This is a genomic window from Cumulibacter soli (assembly GCF_004382795.1).
In the GTDB taxonomy this organism is placed as follows: Bacteria; Actinomycetota; Actinomycetes; order Mycobacteriales; family Antricoccaceae; genus Cumulibacter; species Cumulibacter soli.
The window spans coordinates 603678-618356 of record NZ_SMSG01000002.1; the positions used below are offsets into that span (position 1 = coordinate 603678).

17 protein-coding genes are annotated in these 14679 nt (G+C 63.8%); 14 read left to right on the forward strand and 3 right to left on the reverse strand.

What is annotated here, in order from left to right:
* Nucleotides 1–3: 3 nt before the first annotated feature.
* From E1H16_RS06575 to E1H16_RS06605, 7 genes are all read left to right on the forward strand, one after another.
* Nucleotides 4–393: an ectoine synthase gene (locus E1H16_RS06575; RefSeq protein WP_134322873.1), complete on the forward strand. Its 390-nt coding sequence runs from the start codon at nt 4–6 to the stop codon at nt 391–393.
* 66 nt (nt 394–459) lie between these two features.
* The gene (gene thpD, locus E1H16_RS06580) at nt 460–1344 is read left to right on the forward strand and encodes an ectoine hydroxylase (protein WP_134322874.1); all 885 of its coding nucleotides are present in this window, start codon (nt 460–462) and stop codon (nt 1342–1344) included.
* Nucleotides 1345–1512: 168 nt separating this feature from the next.
* Entirely contained in the window at nt 1513–1881 is a 369-nt protein-coding gene (locus tag E1H16_RS06585; protein ID WP_134322875.1) for a GntR family transcriptional regulator, read from the forward strand.
* Nucleotides 1878–2774, forward strand: coding sequence for an ATP-binding cassette domain-containing protein (locus E1H16_RS06590; RefSeq protein WP_134322876.1), 897 nt, complete (start codon nt 1878–1880; stop codon nt 2772–2774). The genes E1H16_RS06585 and E1H16_RS06590 overlap by 4 nt, the downstream gene beginning before the upstream one ends.
* The gene (locus tag E1H16_RS06595; protein ID WP_134322877.1) at nt 2771–3502 is read left to right on the forward strand and encodes a hypothetical protein; all 732 of its coding nucleotides are present in this window, start codon (nt 2771–2773) and stop codon (nt 3500–3502) included. The genes E1H16_RS06590 and E1H16_RS06595 overlap by 4 nt, the downstream gene beginning before the upstream one ends.
* Before the next feature lie 5 nt (nt 3503–3507).
* Nucleotides 3508–4434 carry an ABC transporter ATP-binding protein gene (locus E1H16_RS06600; RefSeq protein WP_134322878.1) on the forward strand — a complete coding sequence of 309 codons (927 nt, stop codon included), beginning with the start codon at nt 3508–3510 and terminating at the stop codon, nt 4432–4434.
* Nucleotides 4431–5228, forward strand: coding sequence for an ABC transporter permease (locus E1H16_RS06605; protein ID WP_134322879.1), 798 nt, complete (start codon nt 4431–4433; stop codon nt 5226–5228). The genes E1H16_RS06600 and E1H16_RS06605 overlap by 4 nt, the downstream gene beginning before the upstream one ends.
* Nucleotides 5229–5250: 22 nt before the next feature.
* On the opposite strand, the gene E1H16_RS06610 is transcribed toward E1H16_RS06605, so the two are convergent.
* Nucleotides 5251–5820 carry a DinB family protein gene (locus tag E1H16_RS06610; protein ID WP_134322880.1) on the reverse strand — a complete coding sequence of 190 codons (570 nt, stop codon included), beginning with the start codon at nt 5818–5820 and terminating at the stop codon, nt 5251–5253.
* 61 nt (nt 5821–5881) lie between these two features.
* On the opposite strand from E1H16_RS06610, the gene E1H16_RS06615 reads away from it, so the two are divergent.
* Entirely contained in the window at nt 5882–6844 is a 963-nt protein-coding gene (locus E1H16_RS06615) for a helix-turn-helix transcriptional regulator (RefSeq protein ID WP_134322881.1), read from the forward strand.
* Nucleotides 6845–6855: 11 nt separating this feature from the next.
* Here the strand turns inward: E1H16_RS06615 and E1H16_RS06620 are convergent, their stop codons facing one another.
* Nucleotides 6856–7740: an LLM class flavin-dependent oxidoreductase gene (locus E1H16_RS06620; protein ID WP_134322882.1), complete on the reverse strand. Its 885-nt coding sequence runs from the start codon at nt 7738–7740 to the stop codon at nt 6856–6858.
* 42 nt (nt 7741–7782) lie between these two features.
* On the opposite strand from E1H16_RS06620, the gene E1H16_RS06625 reads away from it, so the two are divergent.
* The 3 genes from E1H16_RS06625 to E1H16_RS06635 all read left to right on the forward strand — a co-directional run bounded on the left by E1H16_RS06625 (nt 7783) and on the right by E1H16_RS06635 (nt 11128).
* Nucleotides 7783–8553 (forward strand): alpha/beta fold hydrolase, encoded by a 771-nt coding sequence (locus E1H16_RS06625; RefSeq protein ID WP_134322883.1) that lies wholly within the window; start codon nt 7783–7785, stop codon nt 8551–8553.
* Nucleotides 8550–9308, forward strand: a complete 759-nt coding sequence (locus E1H16_RS06630) for an enoyl-CoA hydratase/isomerase family protein (RefSeq protein ID WP_134322884.1) — start codon at nt 8550–8552, stop codon at nt 9306–9308. The genes E1H16_RS06625 and E1H16_RS06630 overlap by 4 nt, the downstream gene beginning before the upstream one ends.
* A gap of 218 nt (nt 9309–9526) precedes the next feature.
* Nucleotides 9527–11128, forward strand: coding sequence for a glycerol-3-phosphate dehydrogenase/oxidase (locus E1H16_RS06635; RefSeq protein ID WP_134322885.1), 1602 nt, complete (start codon nt 9527–9529; stop codon nt 11126–11128).
* A gap of 2 nt (nt 11129–11130) precedes the next feature.
* Here the strand turns inward: E1H16_RS06635 and E1H16_RS06640 are convergent, their stop codons facing one another.
* The gene (locus E1H16_RS06640; RefSeq protein WP_134322886.1) at nt 11131–11616 is read right to left on the reverse strand and encodes a methylated-DNA--[protein]-cysteine S-methyltransferase; all 486 of its coding nucleotides are present in this window, start codon (nt 11614–11616) and stop codon (nt 11131–11133) included.
* A gap of 31 nt (nt 11617–11647) precedes the next feature.
* On the opposite strand from E1H16_RS06640, the gene gdhA reads away from it, so the two are divergent.
* The 3 genes from gdhA to E1H16_RS06655 are packed head-to-tail and all read left to right on the forward strand — an operon-like array spanning nt 11648 to nt 14671.
* On the forward strand, nt 11648–13015 hold the full coding sequence (gene gdhA, locus E1H16_RS06645) for an NADP-specific glutamate dehydrogenase (protein WP_243837719.1): 1368 nt from the start codon (nt 11648–11650) through the stop codon (nt 13013–13015).
* Nucleotides 13016–13052: 37 nt separating this feature from the next.
* The gene (gene fgd / locus E1H16_RS06650; RefSeq protein ID WP_134322887.1) at nt 13053–14069 is read left to right on the forward strand and encodes a glucose-6-phosphate dehydrogenase (coenzyme-F420); all 1017 of its coding nucleotides are present in this window, start codon (nt 13053–13055) and stop codon (nt 14067–14069) included.
* Nucleotides 14066–14671, forward strand: coding sequence for an NUDIX hydrolase (locus E1H16_RS06655; protein ID WP_134322888.1), 606 nt, complete (start codon nt 14066–14068; stop codon nt 14669–14671). The genes fgd and E1H16_RS06655 overlap by 4 nt, the downstream gene beginning before the upstream one ends.
* The last annotated feature ends 8 nt before the right edge of the window (nt 14672–14679 follow it).

Genomic DNA, 14679 nt, shown 5'->3' on the forward strand with positions numbered 1-14679 from the left:
TTCATGAAGGTCATACATATCGAGGATCTCGACGGCGGAGAGCGCGACGTTGATGTGGAGAACTGGCGTAGCCGCCGGTTCGTGCTCGCCGGCGACAAGGTTGGATTCTCCTTCCACGACACGCTGCTGCGCGCTGGCACCGAGTCGGAGTTTTGGTATGCCAACCACGTGGAATGCGTATATGTCTACGAAGGCACTGGGACGCTGCTGAACCGGGACACCGGTGAAGAACACGAGTTGCGCCCCGGAACCGTATATCTACTGGATAAGCACGATCGACACACGGTCAAGGCGACGACCGATATCCGCACGGCGTGCGTATTCAACCCGCCCGTTACCGGCCGCGAAGTTCACGACGAGAACGGCGTGTACCCGCTGGTCGTCGAGGCCTAGTCCGCTATCGCCCCGCAAGTTCCCAACAAGAAAGTCACCGCATAGAACGCCACGAAAGGAATAACGATGAGTCAGACGATCACCGATCTCTTCCCTACGCGAGTCGAGGGTCGCGAGAGTGTCATCCCGCGCACCGGACCGATCGTGCACAACACCACAGGGCCGATGACGGCCGCTGAGGTAGAGCACATGGAGTCCAAGGGATACGTGCAATTCGCCGACTTGGTGACCCGCGACGAGGTCCAGCAGATGCGTGATGAACTCGCTCGCCTCTCGCAGGACCCGCAGGTGCTAGCCGATGAACGCACCGTCACTGAGGCGAAGAGCCGCGAAGTGCGCTCGATCTTCGAAATCCATAACAGCAACGAGCTGTTCGGTTCGATCGCACGCGACCCGCGGGTGGTTGATCGGGCGCGTCAGGTGCTGGGCTCGGATGTGTACATCCATCAGAGCCGGGTGAACTTCAAGCCGGCGTTCACCGGCAAGGATTTCTCCTGGCATTCGGATTTCGAGACCTGGCACGCGGAGGACGGTATGCCGACTCCACGCGCAGTGAGCATCTCGATCTCGATGACGGACAACTACACGTTCAACGGTCCGCTCTTGATCATGCCGGGCTCGCATCGCGAGTACATCTCATGCGTGGGTTCGACGCCGGATGACAACTACAAGAACTCGTTGGTGATGCAGGGTGCGGGTACGCCCGATGGCCCGATTCTCACCGAGTTCGCGGACAAGTACGGCATCGACGTGATGACGGGCAAGGCGGGCGGCGCGACGATGTTCGACGCCAACTGCATGCACGCGTCCAATGGCAACATCACGCCGTACTCCCGATCGAACCTATTCCTGGTGTTCAACTCGGTCGAGAACATTCCGGTGGCGCCGTTCTCGGCGAAGCAACCACGCCCGCAGTTCGTCGCCGAACGCAACCCCACACCGATCGTCTGATTCATCTCCTCAACGCCCCGGCGGAGTCTTCGAACTCCGCCGGGGCGTTTTGGTGTGCTCGCAACGTCGTCGCACCAGAAAATCTTCCTGCGATGGGGATAAAACGGTTGACCGACGATCGGTTCTGTGGTTCATTACTTGAGTAATGAACCAAGGAGGTGAGCGCAGATGTTCGACGGTCGCGGACCCATCTACGAACAGATCGCCGAAGCCATCCGTGCCGAGATCCTCTCCGGCGCCCTCAGCGAAGGAGATCAGGTCATGTCTACGACTCAGTACGCGACGACGTACCGCATCAACCCCGCGACCGCGGCTAAGGCCTTCGCGCTGCTCGTCGACGAAGGAATTCTGCGCAAGCAGCGTGGTGTCGGCATGTTCGTCGAGGACGGCGCGCACGAACGGCTCCGCGCCGTGCGCCGCGACGCATTCTTCACCGAACGCGTAGACCCGGTGCTGCGCGAGGCGCTCGTGCTCGGCATCAGTTTCGAAGACCTGATCGCATACCTGACCCGCGCCTCGAAAGGAGCTTCCGGATGACCGGTCACAGAATTCGCACCGACGCTCTCACCGTCAGCTACGACGACGAGCAGGCGCTATCGGCCGTGATCCTGAACCTTGAGGCCAACCGCATCCACGGCCTATTAGGTCGCAACGGCGCCGGTAAGACGACCCTGCTCTCTCTGCTGGCCTCGCTGCGACAACCTGACGAAGGTGTAATCGAGATCGACGGTGTAGACCCCTTCGAGAACGAATCGGCGATGGAGCAGGTGTGCCTGATTCGCGAAAGCGGCGATGTTATCGAGGATCAGAAGCTCAGCGTCACTCTGGACTGGATGGAGATGGCCCGGCCGCACTTCGACCGGGCGTACGCCGAACGCCTGATAAGCGAGTTCGGGCTCAAACTGAAATCCAAGCCCAGCAAGTTGTCTCGCGGACAATCGTCCGCGTTCGGCGTCGCCATCGGCCTGGCAACCCGCGCCGAGGTCACCATGTTCGATGAGGTTCACCTGGGCATGGACGCACCTGCGCGGCAGATGTTCTACGACGAATTGCTGCGCGACTTCGCCGAACATCCGCGCACCATCGTGATGTCCACACACCTGATCAACGAAGTCGAGCACCTGCTCGAAACGGTCACCATCCTGGATAAGGGATCGTTACTTCTCAGCGAAGAGGCCGATCTGGTCCGTCAACGCGGAGCGACGATCGTTGGCGCGGCGGACGCGGTCGCGGCGATCACCGCGGACCTACCGGTGATCGGTACTCGCGATCTCGGTCCAACTCGCGAAGCCATCGTGTATGGCGCGTTGAACGAGTCCGCACTCAACGATGCCGCACACCACGGCCTGCAGGTCAGCGGCGTACCGCTTCAGGAACTGTTCACCCACCTCACCAAAGGATCCCCTGCGAGCCGATCGGAGGCGTCATGACCACCCCGAACACTCGCCGTCGGAAATGGCTCCGGGTAACCCGATGGCAGCTGAGCGCGGCCATCCGCATCATGACGTGGGGGTGGGCCCTTGCAATCGTCGTCGTCGCGATCGCGCTGACGATCATCGCCCAGTTCGCCGATGTCACCCAGTCCGCGTTCGCGTACAGCCATCAAGGACTTCTCTGGTTTCCGTTCTCCATAGCCCTCGCCTTTGCGATCGCGTACCTACCGATCCATGTGGCCAGCGGCATGACTCGGGCCTCATTCATCAAGTCCACGATCATTACGAGTGTGCTCACGGGTCTGGCCAATACCGCGTTCTCCATGCTCGCACTGCTCGCCGAGCGCGCGATCTACCACCAACTCGGCTGGTTCCATGGCGCCACCGATGAAGACGGTGGCGATATCTTCGCCGGTGGCATCTGGAACTACGCCGTCGCGCTCGCGCTGCTGTTCGTCGGCGGAATGCTCAGCGGATCGCTCACCGGGCTCGCGTACTACCGGTTCAGCGGCTGGGCCACCTTCCTGCTACCGCTGACGCTGCTGCCCATTCTCGGCATGTTGATGTTCGGGTTTAGCGATGCCGACCAGTGGACTCCGTGGGGCACCGAGATATTCGGAACCTGGCAGGGCGGCACGTTCGTCGGCCTGGCGGTCCTGGTAGCGGCATGTATCGCGATCGCGGCGCTCACGCGGCGAATTCCCATCGACACTAAGAAAGGATGAAAACGATGACCATTGCCGAACCCGTTGTACGGGTCGCCAACCTGCGCAAAGTTTATGGGACCAAGGTAGCCGTCGACGGCGTCTCCTTCGATGTACAACCCGGCGAGATTTTCGGTGTCCTCGGACCGAACGGCGCGGGAAAGACCACGACCGTGGAAACCCTCGCCGGGCTACGGACCCAGGACTCCGGCGACGTCCGGGTACTGGGCTATGACCCGCAACGCGAGCCGGCGCAAGTACGCGAGGTGCTCGGCGTACAACTACAGGAATCCCAGTTACCGAAGAAGTTGCGGGTAGCGGAGGCATTGCAGTTGTACGCCGCGTTCTACGCAGATCCTGAGGATCCCGAGGTGTTGCTGTCGATGTTGGGCCTGCAGGACAAGCGCGATACGGCGTACGACGACCTCTCCGGCGGACAGAAACAACGACTGTCTATCGCGCTCGCGCTCATCGGTCGACCGAAGGTCGCGATTCTCGACGAACTCACCACCGGCCTCGATCCGCAGGCTCGAAGGGAAACCTGGGCGATGGTGGAACGGGTGCGCGACAGCGGGGTGAGCATCATCCTGGTCACCCACTTCATGGATGAGGCCGAGCGGCTATGCGATCGACTGATTGTGATCGACTCCGGTCGAGTGATCGCCGAAGGATCCCCTGCCGACCTTGCCTCCGGGGGTGGACGACGCAGTTTCCGCATGCAGTTGCCAACGGGCGCGCTGTCCGACTTGTCCATCCTTACCGATATATCAGCAGTCTCAGACGCCCACTGGGTTGGCGAAAGCATCGAGGTGAGCGGACAGGATGCTGCGCTACCTGAGGTCATCGGCGCTCTGTACGAGCGCGGCATCATCCCGGACGAGGTGCACACCGGCGCCCGCTCCCTCGAAGAAGCCTTCGTAGCACTCGTCACCGGAGAGGAGATCCGAACATGACAACCTCCACCGTCACTCCCGTTCGTCCGGCCCGACTCGGGATGAGGGGTCTACCGACACTCATCGCCAGTGAGGCGCGCCTGTTTACCCGCGATTTCGGGAATCTATTCTTCGTCCTGTTGTTCCCCACCGTGCTACTGGTCGGGATGGGCTACGCAATACCCGACATGCGCGAACCACTCACGGATGCCGGAGCACTTAACGGGCTGCGCGTCGTCGACTTGTTCTTACCGGTGATGTTCTGTGTCGCCGCGGCGACAGCAGGCCTCGCTGCCTTGCCGGCCTACCTGGCCAGCTACCGCGAGACTGGCGTACTGCGCAGGCTGTCGACAACCCCGATGCGCCCTGCCGGCGTCCTCTTGGCACAGGTCGTCATCCACTTCGGCGGGGTCATCGTTGGTTCTTTGCTCGCGCTCATCGCCGGTGTCCTGGTGTTCGATTCGCCCATGCCCGATGCCCCATTGCTGTCATTACTGGTGTTCGTGCTGGCCGTGGCATCCATGTTCGGCTTCGGCCTGCTCATCGGCGGGCTGGCGAACAAGGCGACCACCGCACAAGGCATCGGCATGCTCTTGTACTTCCCCATGCTGTTCACAGCAGGCCTGTGGACGCCCGGTCCGGCGATGCCCGAGACGTTGCAGACGATCTCGACATACACGCCACTGGGTGCTGCATCGCAGGCGATGTCGGATGCCTGGTACGGCGGCGACTTCCCAGCCCTACAACTGGTAGTTGTCACCGCGTGGGCGGTTGTTCTCTTCCTCGCTGCCGCCCGCTTCTTCCGGTGGAAGTAACGGACGAAGCCACACCGTTCAGCTAGTCATCGCGGTGGGCGTAGAGGTCGCGCAGCAGCGCGATCTCTGCGCCGTGGTGAATCAACTCCCGGTTGATGTGCAACGTCAACACAGCACGCGAGTATTCGTGCCACGGACCCTCGGCTGGCCCCGACGGTTCGGCCAGCGCCGCCTCGTCCCATGTGCGCACTCCCGCCAGCCAGGCGGCATATTGCTGATCGAGTTGGCGCAGCGCCTCGTCGGCTGAGCCGGCGTACTGGAAACTTTCGTAGTCGATCGGCGGTCCACCGAAGTGCCCTGCCACGCGCGCGCCAAGGATTCCGACGATGATGTGCCCCATCCGCCACGCAATCGTGGTCATCGGTGCGGGCTTGGGTTCGGGGTACTCCCAATCGATCGTGTACTTCCCTGCTCCGTGCCCAGTCGACGTGTTGCTCCTGCCGCGCGGATGCACGTTCCAGGCGCCAGGGCTGGGCTCCCAGAAGTACTCATCGTCCGTCAACCCTGTCAATCGCGGGCGCAACTGACCGCTCCAGTGCCAATCGATTTGAAAGATAACCTGCTCTGTCAGTGACCTCGGATTCTCATTCATCCGACCACCGTCCCATGAGATGAGGACAAGATCGGTCCGCACGTCGCACTATCGTGGGTGCATGACCTCCAGTTATCCCGCGACCTTGGCCCGGGTACTCGCGCTTCTGGATCTGCTGCAGTCACGCCCGGTGTGGAGCGGTACCGAACTCGCTGAACGGCTCGGAGTGACCACTCGGAGCATCCGGCGGGATGTCGATCGACTGCGCGAGTTGGGGTATCCGGTCAACTCCGAGCACGGCGCCGGGGGCGGCTACCAGCTCGGCGCCGGTCGACGCCTACCACCACTTCTACTCTCCGACGACGAAGCGGTCGCCGTCGCCGTATGCTTGCGCCTCGCCGCCGGCGGCACCGTCGAGGGACTAGGCGAAGCCGCCGTACGGACGCTGGCCAAACTGGATCAGGTGCTACCTGCGCGGCTCCGCGCCGAGGTCGAAGGCATTCACGAATCGGTGATCACGCTGGACGGCGATGTGTCCCGGGTCGACTCCCGCACCCTGCTGACGCTCGCGCGCGCCGTCCGCGGCCGCGAACGCGTGACGTTCCGTTACGCGGCACCACGCGGATCCAGCGATCGGCGCATCGAGCCTTATCGCATGGTCGCCACCGGTCGACGGTGGTATCTGCTCGCCTTCGACCTCGACCGGGACGACTGGCGCACCTTCCGGCTGGACCGGATGAGCGACGCTGTCGCAACGGGATGGCGATTCGCCGAACGGGACAGCCCGGACGCCGCCGCATTCGTCCAGCGCGCGATCAGCATCGCCCCGTACGAACACGTCGCTCGGGTGCGGATCCAGGCGCCGTTCGACGTGGTCACGGCACAACTGCCACCCTCGGTCGGGACAGTGACGGCGGACGGGCCACGACACTGCGTCCTGGTCTCAGGCGGAAACCATCTGGATGCAATGGCGCTGTATTTGGCGCGGATGCCGTGGGACTTCGTGGTGCTCCAGCCGCCCGAACTCCTGGAGGCAATGCGGCGCCAGGCTGAGCGGCTACTGCGCGCGGCCGCCGCATCCTGATGCTCGCCCAATTACGTCGGCAGGATTTCCTCGCGGGCCAACCTGCCGAATAGTTCGACGATCTCGTCGGTGCTCATCCCGGTCGGGTACACGCACGGCACCCGGACTCCGTGCTCAAGGTATTCGCGCAACCGGTCTGCAATCGCCGCCGGATCCAGCGGCATACAGGCTTCGCGGGCGACGTCCTCCGCCGAATTCAGCCCCTGTGCGGCGAAATGGTTGCGGTAGTTCGGCAGGTTGTCCCGATACGTTCGCGCGTCACCTTCTAGATTGCGCTGCGGTCCGGTGCGGATGAATAGCGCTGTCAACGGGTCGCTATCGGAGATCCGCGCACACGTTTGCTCAGCCGCTTGGGGTGTCAACCAGTTCAGCACCACCCCGTCGGATTCGCGGGCGCCTAGCGCAACCATCTTCGGCCCCAGCGCCCCGACGAGCACCTTGAATCCGCCGCCGAACTCCACTCCGCCGGCGGACAAGGTCTTTAGTTCCTGCACATAGTTGCTGATCTGCCCCAGTGGCGAGGCGGGGAAGTCGATCCCCAACGAGGCGATCACCCCGCCGTGCGATACGCCGACGCCAAGGATGAACCGTCCGCCGGAGTCTTCATTGAGCGTCGCGGCCAGCACGCCGGCGGTACGCGCGGCACGCACTGTGGACGCCGCGATGCCTGGCCCGACGTGCATCGAGGATGTCGCGGCAAGTGCCGCGGCCGAGGTGATGAACGGATCGCGACCGTGGATCGGGGCGGCGCCCAGGCTGGTCTCGGGCAGAAATAAGTGGGTGAACCCGGCGTCCTCGGCGGCAGCCGCAATCGTCGCAATCGACGCCGACGACATGTTCCGCAGCACCAACCCCAGACCTACGTCCATCAGAACCACTCCCTTGTTGTCCAGCATCCGTTCGCCTTACGGTAGGGGAAATCGCGACGAGGAGACAGCATGGATGTGGTCAGCAGCGCGGACGGTACGACGATTGCCTACGAGATTCACAACCCGAATGCCTCGGGGATCCCGCTGCTGATGACCCACGGGTACTCAGCCACGTCGTCGATGTGGGCACCGAACATCGACGCTTTGGCGGCAGGGCGCCCGGTGCTTGTATATGACCAACGCGGCCACGGGCAAAGCGGCGCACCCGAGGATCCGTCGCAGTACAGCGAGGCCGCCAGCGTCGCGGACGTCGACGTTCTCATTGACGTATTGGGAGTCGATAAGGCGATCCTGCTTGGCATGTCACTCGGCGGCTACATCACACTGGCGTACCACCTCGCGCATCCGCAGCGAGTCGCCGCGATGATTTTGCAGGACACCGGTCCCGGCTACAAGAGCGATAACGCCCGTGAAGCGTGGAACAAGGTGTGCGAACAGCTGGCGGCGAAGGTCGTCGCGGCAGGTTCGACCGGCGGCACCTCCCCGGAAGTGACCGCCGCGCACCACAACAATCCGTCCGCGCTCGCCCTGGTCGCCGAGGGGGTGCTCAAACAGCGCGATGCCCGCGTGATTAACTCGCTGCCCACCATCGCCGTGCCGACCACGGTCATCGTGGGCGCCAACGACACCAACTACCTCGCCGGCTCCGACTACATGCAGTCACACATCCCGGGCGCTGAAAAGATTGTTATCCCCGACGCCGGGCATGCCGCGAATATCGACCAACCCGAGGCCTTCAACGCCGCCGTACTCTCCTCGATCGGAGCAATCCAACCATGAGCGATATCACCGTCGACATCAACGACTTCGTTGCTGTCGTTGAGATCCACCGCCCGCCGAACAACTTCTTCGACTTTGAACTCATCGCCGATATCGCCAACGCGTACGAGCAGATCGATGCCGACCCGGACGCTCGCGCGATCGTGCTGTGCTCGGAAGGGAAACACTTCTGCGCCGGCGCCAACTTCGCGCCGTCCGGTAACGAGCAGGCCACCGGCGGCGGGGTGCTGTACCGCGAAGCGGTGCGGTTGTTCGCCGCGAAGACCCCAGTGGTCGCGGCCGTACGCGGCTCGGCGATCGGCGGCGGCTTGGGGCTCGCTGTGTCGGCCGATTTCCGGGTGGCTTCGGCAGAGTCGCGGTTCGCGGCGAACTTCACCCAACTCGGCTTCCACCCCGGCTTCGGGCTCAGCGTCACCCTTCCGGCGTTGATCGGCCAGCAAGCCGCTCTGGACATGATCCTCACCGGTCGCCGCGTCAAGGGCGACGAGGCCCAGGCCATGGGGCTGTGTGACGAACTGGTCGCGGACGCCGACGTCCGCCAAGCGGCATGGGATAAGGCGCGCCAGATCGCGTCCGCTGCCCCGCTGGCAGTCGTCGCCTCTCGCGCCACCCTACGCGGCGACCTCGCCGAGCGGGTGCGGGTGATGACCGACCATGAACTCGAGGAGCAGACCCGATTGCGCGCTACGGCGGACTTCAAGGAAGGTATCGCCGCAACCGCCGAACGACGGACCGCGAACTTCATCGGTCAGTAGCGGGCAGGCTGCAAGTCAAGGCGGGCTGCTCGGAGAGCGCGATTGCTTTCGCGCGTCGTCACCAGAACCGCGCCTTCCGCGCCAAGGGCCGCTGACCCGCTCCGAGACAACGCGCGGCGGGCCTTAAGCGCGCCGTCGGGCGCGGGAACAGGCTTGTACGTCCACGAACGCGTACCTTGATCATTCAGAGCCTTCCCCGCCTGGAGCCGGAGTACGACGTGAGCGAGAACCACCCCGCCGTTGGCCAGCAGTCGCCCACCCGCCAGCCCTCGAGCTGGATCAATTCACGCACCCGCGCTGCTGCGCTGCGCGAGTTCACCGACTCCGAACGTAGCCCGCTGGACGTACTGGTCATCGGTGGCGGCATCACCGGTGTCGGGGTCGCGCTGGATGCCGCCTCTCGCGGGCTTCGGGTGGCGTTGGTCGAGCGCCGCGACCTAGCCAGCGGCACGAGTGGGTTCTCGTCCAAACTCGCACACGGCGGACTGCGTTACCTCGCGCAAGCGCAGATCGGCGTGGCCCGCGAGTCCGCGATCGAGCGTCATCACTTGCTCACCTCGATCGCACCGCACCTCGTACGCCCGGTACAAACCCTGATTCCGCAGAACCGTCACCTCAGCCGCAAGGACGCCGCCATGGTGTACGGCGGTATGCGAATGGGCGACCTGCTGCGCCGTACCGCGCGCACCTCCTCAAGCCTGCTGCCGGGGCCCAGTCGGATCAGCGCACAGGAGGTTGCGTTGCTCACGCCGGCCATCGACAAGCGCGAACTGCGCGGCGGGCTGACCTACTGGGACTGCCAGATCGAGGACGACGCCCGCCTGGTCACCGCCCTGGCGCGCACCGCTGCGGCGCACGGCGCTCGAGTGATCACCCGCTGTGAAGCTACCGATGTGAATGCTCGCTCGGCGACGCTCACCGATTCGCTCACCGGCGATAAGTACATCGCCTACGCCGACGTCGTCGTCAACGCGACGGGTGTGTGGGCCGGCGACATCGCCGAAGGGATCCGCACCAGCCCCAGTCGCGGCACCCACCTCGTTGTGCGCAGCGCCGACCTCGGCGACCCCCGCGCGATACTCGCCGTACCCGTCGAAGGCACGCTCAGCCGCTACGTATTTGCGATCCCGCATCCGGATGGTGTCTGCTACCTCGGCATTACCGACGACGCGACCCCGGATGCCGACCCATATGCGCCCGGAATCGGTGACGGAGATATCGCGTTTATCCTCGACACCCTCAATTCCGCGCTGGCGAGTGATCTCACCGAGGCCGACATCGTCGGTACTTTCTCAGGCCTGCGCCCGCTGGTATCGGACGTGGGTGCCGACGCGACATCAGACCTGTCACGTCGGCACGTCCTGATCGATCGACCCGGTCAGCCACTGACGATTACTGGCGGCAAACTCACCACCTACCGCCAGATGGCCGAAGAGACCGTTGACGCAGCCGTGCGGCGGCTTGGTCGCAAAGATGAGTGCGTGACCAAGTCACTGCCGTTGACCGGTGCCGCCGAGCCCGGCGTCCTGCGTCGTATCGATGCTCCGGCGCGGCTCGTACGCCGTTATGGCACCGAGGCGCTGGCCGTTGCCGCCCTCGCTGAGGACGATCCTTCGCTGCTGGAGCCAGTCTCGGCCCGCTCGCCGATCCTCGGAGTCGAGGTAGCGTACGCCGTACTCGCCGAGGGGGCACTGCACGTAGACGACTTCCTTGATCGGCGCGTCCGCGCGGGGTTCGTACCGGCCGATCGCGAGGACATCCGGTGGGAGTGCACGAAGATCTTCGAGCGAACTGCTGCCGCGTTGCGGACCCGAAACTAAAGTCAGGTACCGGCGACGCGTGCCTCCATATCCAGGAGGAACTTCTTGCGCTCCATACCGCCCGCGTATCCTGTCAGGGCACCATTGCTGGCCACCACCCGGTGGCAGGGCACAATAATGCTGACTGGGTTGCTGCCGTTCGCAGCTCCGAGGGCGCGAACCGCGTTCGGGATGCCCAGTTCCACGGCTATCTGGCGGTAGGACACCCGGTCTGCATACGGGATGCGCAGGAGCGCGCCCCACACGCGGCGCTGGAATGGCGTCCCCGTGAGATCCAAGGGGACATCGAACTCGCGTCGTTCGCCGTTGAAGTACTCGGCAAGTTGGTCGGCCACACCGTCGGCTGCTGCGGAATCCCGCTCGCCGAGGCGTTCGGGCGTCAGGGGCCGCTTGGTGGCCTGCATGTACAACCCGCACACGCCAACTGCGGAGCGCACAACTGTCAGATCCCCCACGGGCGAACTGATCACAGCATGGGTGAGCACCATGCCTCGCAGCATAGGATCAGCGAGGCCAAAGATGACAAAGAAGGTAGGAACGATGGCTGATATGGGTGAGGACCTCGGGAAGATCTACCAGACGGTGATCGACCGTAACCCGGGAGAGCCGGAGTTCCATCAAGCGGTTCACGAGGTCGTTAGCACCCTCACACCCGTTTTCGAACGCCACCCGCACTACGCCGATCAGCGAGTGCTGGAGCGCATCTGCGAGCCCGAGCGCCAGATCATCTTCCGCGTGCCGTGGATGAACGACAAGAACGAGATCGAGATCAACCGAGCGTTCCGCGTCGAGTTCAACTCCGCGCTCGGCCCATACAAGGGTGGTCTGCGGTTCCACCCGTCGGTGTACCTGGGCATCATCAAGTTTCTCGGTTTCGAGCAGATCTTCAAGAACGCGCTGACCGGCATGCCGATCGGCGGCGGTAAGGGCGGCTCCGACTTCGACCCCAAGGGACGTTCGGACGCCGAGGTCATGCGCTTCTGCCAGTCCTTCATGACCGAGCTGTACCGCCACATGGGTGAGTACACCGACGTACCGGCCGGCGATATCGGCGTCGGCGGCCGCGAGATCGGCTACCTGTTCGGTCAGTACAAGCGAATCACCAATCGCTACGAGTCCGGCGTACTGACGGGCAAGGGCCTCGGCTGGGGCGGTTCGTTGGTGCGGACCGAAGCCACTGGCTACGGCACCGTATTCTTCGCACGCGAGATGCTCACCAAGATCGGCCAGTCCTTCGACGGCGCCCGGGTGTCGGTCTCCGGCTCCGGCAACGTCGCGATCTACGCCGTGCAGAAGGCACAGGAGCTTGGCGCGAAGGTAGTCGCTATGTCGGACTCGGGCGGTTACATCGTCGACGAAGCCGGTATCGACCTGGATCTCGTCCGTGAAATCAAAGAGGTCCGGCGGGGCCGGATCAGCGAGTATGTCGACGCACGTTCCTCGGCGCACTACTCCACCGAAGGCTCGCTCTGGGATGTGCCCGTCACTGTCGCGCTACCAAGTGCGACGCAGAACGAACTTCACGCCCAGCATGCCGCAACGCTGGCCAAGAACGGCTGTGTCGTCGTCGCGGAGGGCGCGAATATGCCGTGCACCCCCGAGGCCACGACGATCCTGACCGAGGCAAAGGTCGCGTTTGGGCCGGGCAAAGCGGCAAATGCCGGCGGCGTGGCGACGTCCGCGTTGGAGATGCAGCAGAACGCCGCGCGTGATAACTGGACCTTCGAGCAGACCGAACGTCGGCTCGAGGAAATCATGGTGGACATACACGAGGCGTGTGCCACGACGGCGGAGGACTACGGTGATCCTGGAAACTACGTACTCGGCGCCAACATCGCCGGGTTCATCGACGTCGCGGATGCGATGATCGCGCACGGCGTGATCTAGTCCACCGCGGCGTCCTCGACAGAGAGGATCACCCGCTATGGGCAGGCACCCACTACGGCTCGGATACAAAGCATCGGCTGAGCAATTCGCACCAGCGGAACTGCTCGCGTTCGGTGTGGAGGCCGAACAGGCCGGATTTGATTCAGTATTCATCTCCGATCATCTGCAGCCGTGGCGGCATACCGGAGGACACTCTCCCGCTGCGCTGCCGTGGTTGGGTGCCCTGGGCGCACGCACCGAACGGATCGTGATCGGTACGTCGGTACTGACGCCCACGTTCCGCTATCACCCGGCTGTGATCGCACAGGCCTTCGCGACCCTTGGGTGCATGTTCCCCGGTCGCGTCGTGCTGGGTGTCGGATCGGGCGAATCGCTCAACGAAGCGCCGCTCGGGCTCGAGTGGCCGGACGGTAAGGAGCGTTTCGCCCGGCTCAAGGAAGCCCTGACATTGATCGACCAGTTGTGGTCCGAGGATCGAGTCAATTTCGACGGCAAGTTCTACACGACGACGAATGCGACTATCTATGACCGACCCGACGAGAAGGTCCCGGTCTACATCGCGGCGTCCGGACCCGCGGCGACGCGACTCGCCGGACGTGTCGGCGACGGGTTCATCACCACCTCCGGAAAGCCGCAGACGCTCTACACCGATACGTTGCTTCCGGCGCTGAATGAGGGTGCGCAGAAGGTCGGCCGCACGGTCGGTGACCTCGATCTGCTGATGGAAATGAAGGTTTCGTTCGACCACGACGGCGAGCGCGCGCTGAACGACACCCACTACTGGGGTGCGCTGGCGCTCTCGAGTGATGAGAAGACCGGCGTCGAGGACCCGATCGAAATGGAGCGTCTCGCCGATGCCCTGCCGGTGGAACGCACCAAATCGCGGTGGATTGTCTCCACGGACGCCGATGAGCACGTCGAGAAGATCTCGCAGTACGCCGACTGGGGATTCAACCACCTCGTCTTCCACGCGCCCGGGCCCGACCAGCCTCGTTTTCTGAAGCTGTACGGCGAAGAGGTACTTCCGCGGCTGCGGGCGAAAGGGATCGCATGAGCATCCGGCTGAGCCGCGAGGACGTCACCGAGCGGCTCGCGGCGCTGGAGCCGCGAATTCTTGCCGACCATAGCCACCGCAAAGCTGCCGTGGTGATCGCGGTCGCTGAGGAGGAGGGTGCGCAGGGCATCTGGATCACCAAACGTCAGCCAACGCTGCGGGCGCACTCCGGTCAGTGGGCGTTGCCTGGCGGGCGAGTGGACGCGGGTGAAACCCACCGTGAGGCCGCGCTGCGTGAGCTAGCCGAAGAGGTCGGTTTCTTCGCGGACGATGCCGCGATCCTGGGTCGTCTGGATGACTACGAGACGCGTTCGGGGTATGTCATGTCGCCCTTCGTGGTGTGGGCCGGTAAGGACCCGAAGTATCGGGTGAACGCCGATGAGGTCGTGCACCTGTTCCACATTCCGTTCGACGAGCTGGACGTGGAGCCGAATCTTCTCACCATCCCCGAGTCGGACCGCCCGGTCATTCAGATGCCGCTGCTGGGTCGCAAGATTCATGCCCCCACGGCTGCGGTGATGTATCAGTTCCGCGAGGTGGTGCTGCGGGGACGCCAGACGCGCGTCGGGCACTTCGAGCAACCCGTCTTCGCCTGGAAGTAGCCACCTCC

What these genes read in the sequence shown, in the direction of transcription:
- E1H16_RS06600 (WP_134322878.1), top strand. Translation starts at nt 3,508, where the DNA reads ATGACCATTGCCGAACCCGTTGTACGGGTCGCCAACCTGCGCAAAGTT.
- E1H16_RS06610 (WP_134322880.1), bottom strand. Translation starts at nt 5,820, where the DNA reads ATGAATGAGAATCCGAGGTCACTGACAGAGCAGGTTATCTTTCAAATC.
- thpD (WP_134322874.1), top strand. Translation starts at nt 460, where the DNA reads ATGAGTCAGACGATCACCGATCTCTTCCCTACGCGAGTCGAGGGTCGC.
- E1H16_RS06590 (WP_134322876.1), top strand. Translation starts at nt 1,878, where the DNA reads ATGACCGGTCACAGAATTCGCACCGACGCTCTCACCGTCAGCTACGAC.
- E1H16_RS06625 (WP_134322883.1), top strand. Translation starts at nt 7,783, where the DNA reads ATGGATGTGGTCAGCAGCGCGGACGGTACGACGATTGCCTACGAGATT.
- E1H16_RS06585 (WP_134322875.1), top strand. Translation starts at nt 1,513, where the DNA reads ATGTTCGACGGTCGCGGACCCATCTACGAACAGATCGCCGAAGCCATC.
- E1H16_RS06620 (WP_134322882.1), bottom strand. Translation starts at nt 7,740, where the DNA reads ATGCTGGACAACAAGGGAGTGGTTCTGATGGACGTAGGTCTGGGGTTG.
- E1H16_RS06655 (WP_134322888.1), top strand. Translation starts at nt 14,066, where the DNA reads ATGAGCATCCGGCTGAGCCGCGAGGACGTCACCGAGCGGCTCGCGGCG.
- E1H16_RS06640 (WP_134322886.1), bottom strand. Translation starts at nt 11,616, where the DNA reads ATGGTGCTCACCCATGCTGTGATCAGTTCGCCCGTGGGGGATCTGACA.
- fgd (WP_134322887.1), top strand. Translation starts at nt 13,053, where the DNA reads ATGGGCAGGCACCCACTACGGCTCGGATACAAAGCATCGGCTGAGCAA.
- E1H16_RS06595 (WP_134322877.1), top strand. Translation starts at nt 2,771, where the DNA reads ATGACCACCCCGAACACTCGCCGTCGGAAATGGCTCCGGGTAACCCGA.
- E1H16_RS06605 (WP_134322879.1), top strand. Translation starts at nt 4,431, where the DNA reads ATGACAACCTCCACCGTCACTCCCGTTCGTCCGGCCCGACTCGGGATG.
- E1H16_RS06575 (WP_134322873.1), top strand. Translation starts at nt 4, where the DNA reads ATGAAGGTCATACATATCGAGGATCTCGACGGCGGAGAGCGCGACGTT.
- E1H16_RS06630 (WP_134322884.1), top strand. Translation starts at nt 8,550, where the DNA reads ATGAGCGATATCACCGTCGACATCAACGACTTCGTTGCTGTCGTTGAG.
- gdhA (WP_243837719.1), top strand. Translation starts at nt 11,648, where the DNA reads ATGACAAAGAAGGTAGGAACGATGGCTGATATGGGTGAGGACCTCGGG.
- E1H16_RS06615 (WP_134322881.1), top strand. Translation starts at nt 5,882, where the DNA reads ATGACCTCCAGTTATCCCGCGACCTTGGCCCGGGTACTCGCGCTTCTG.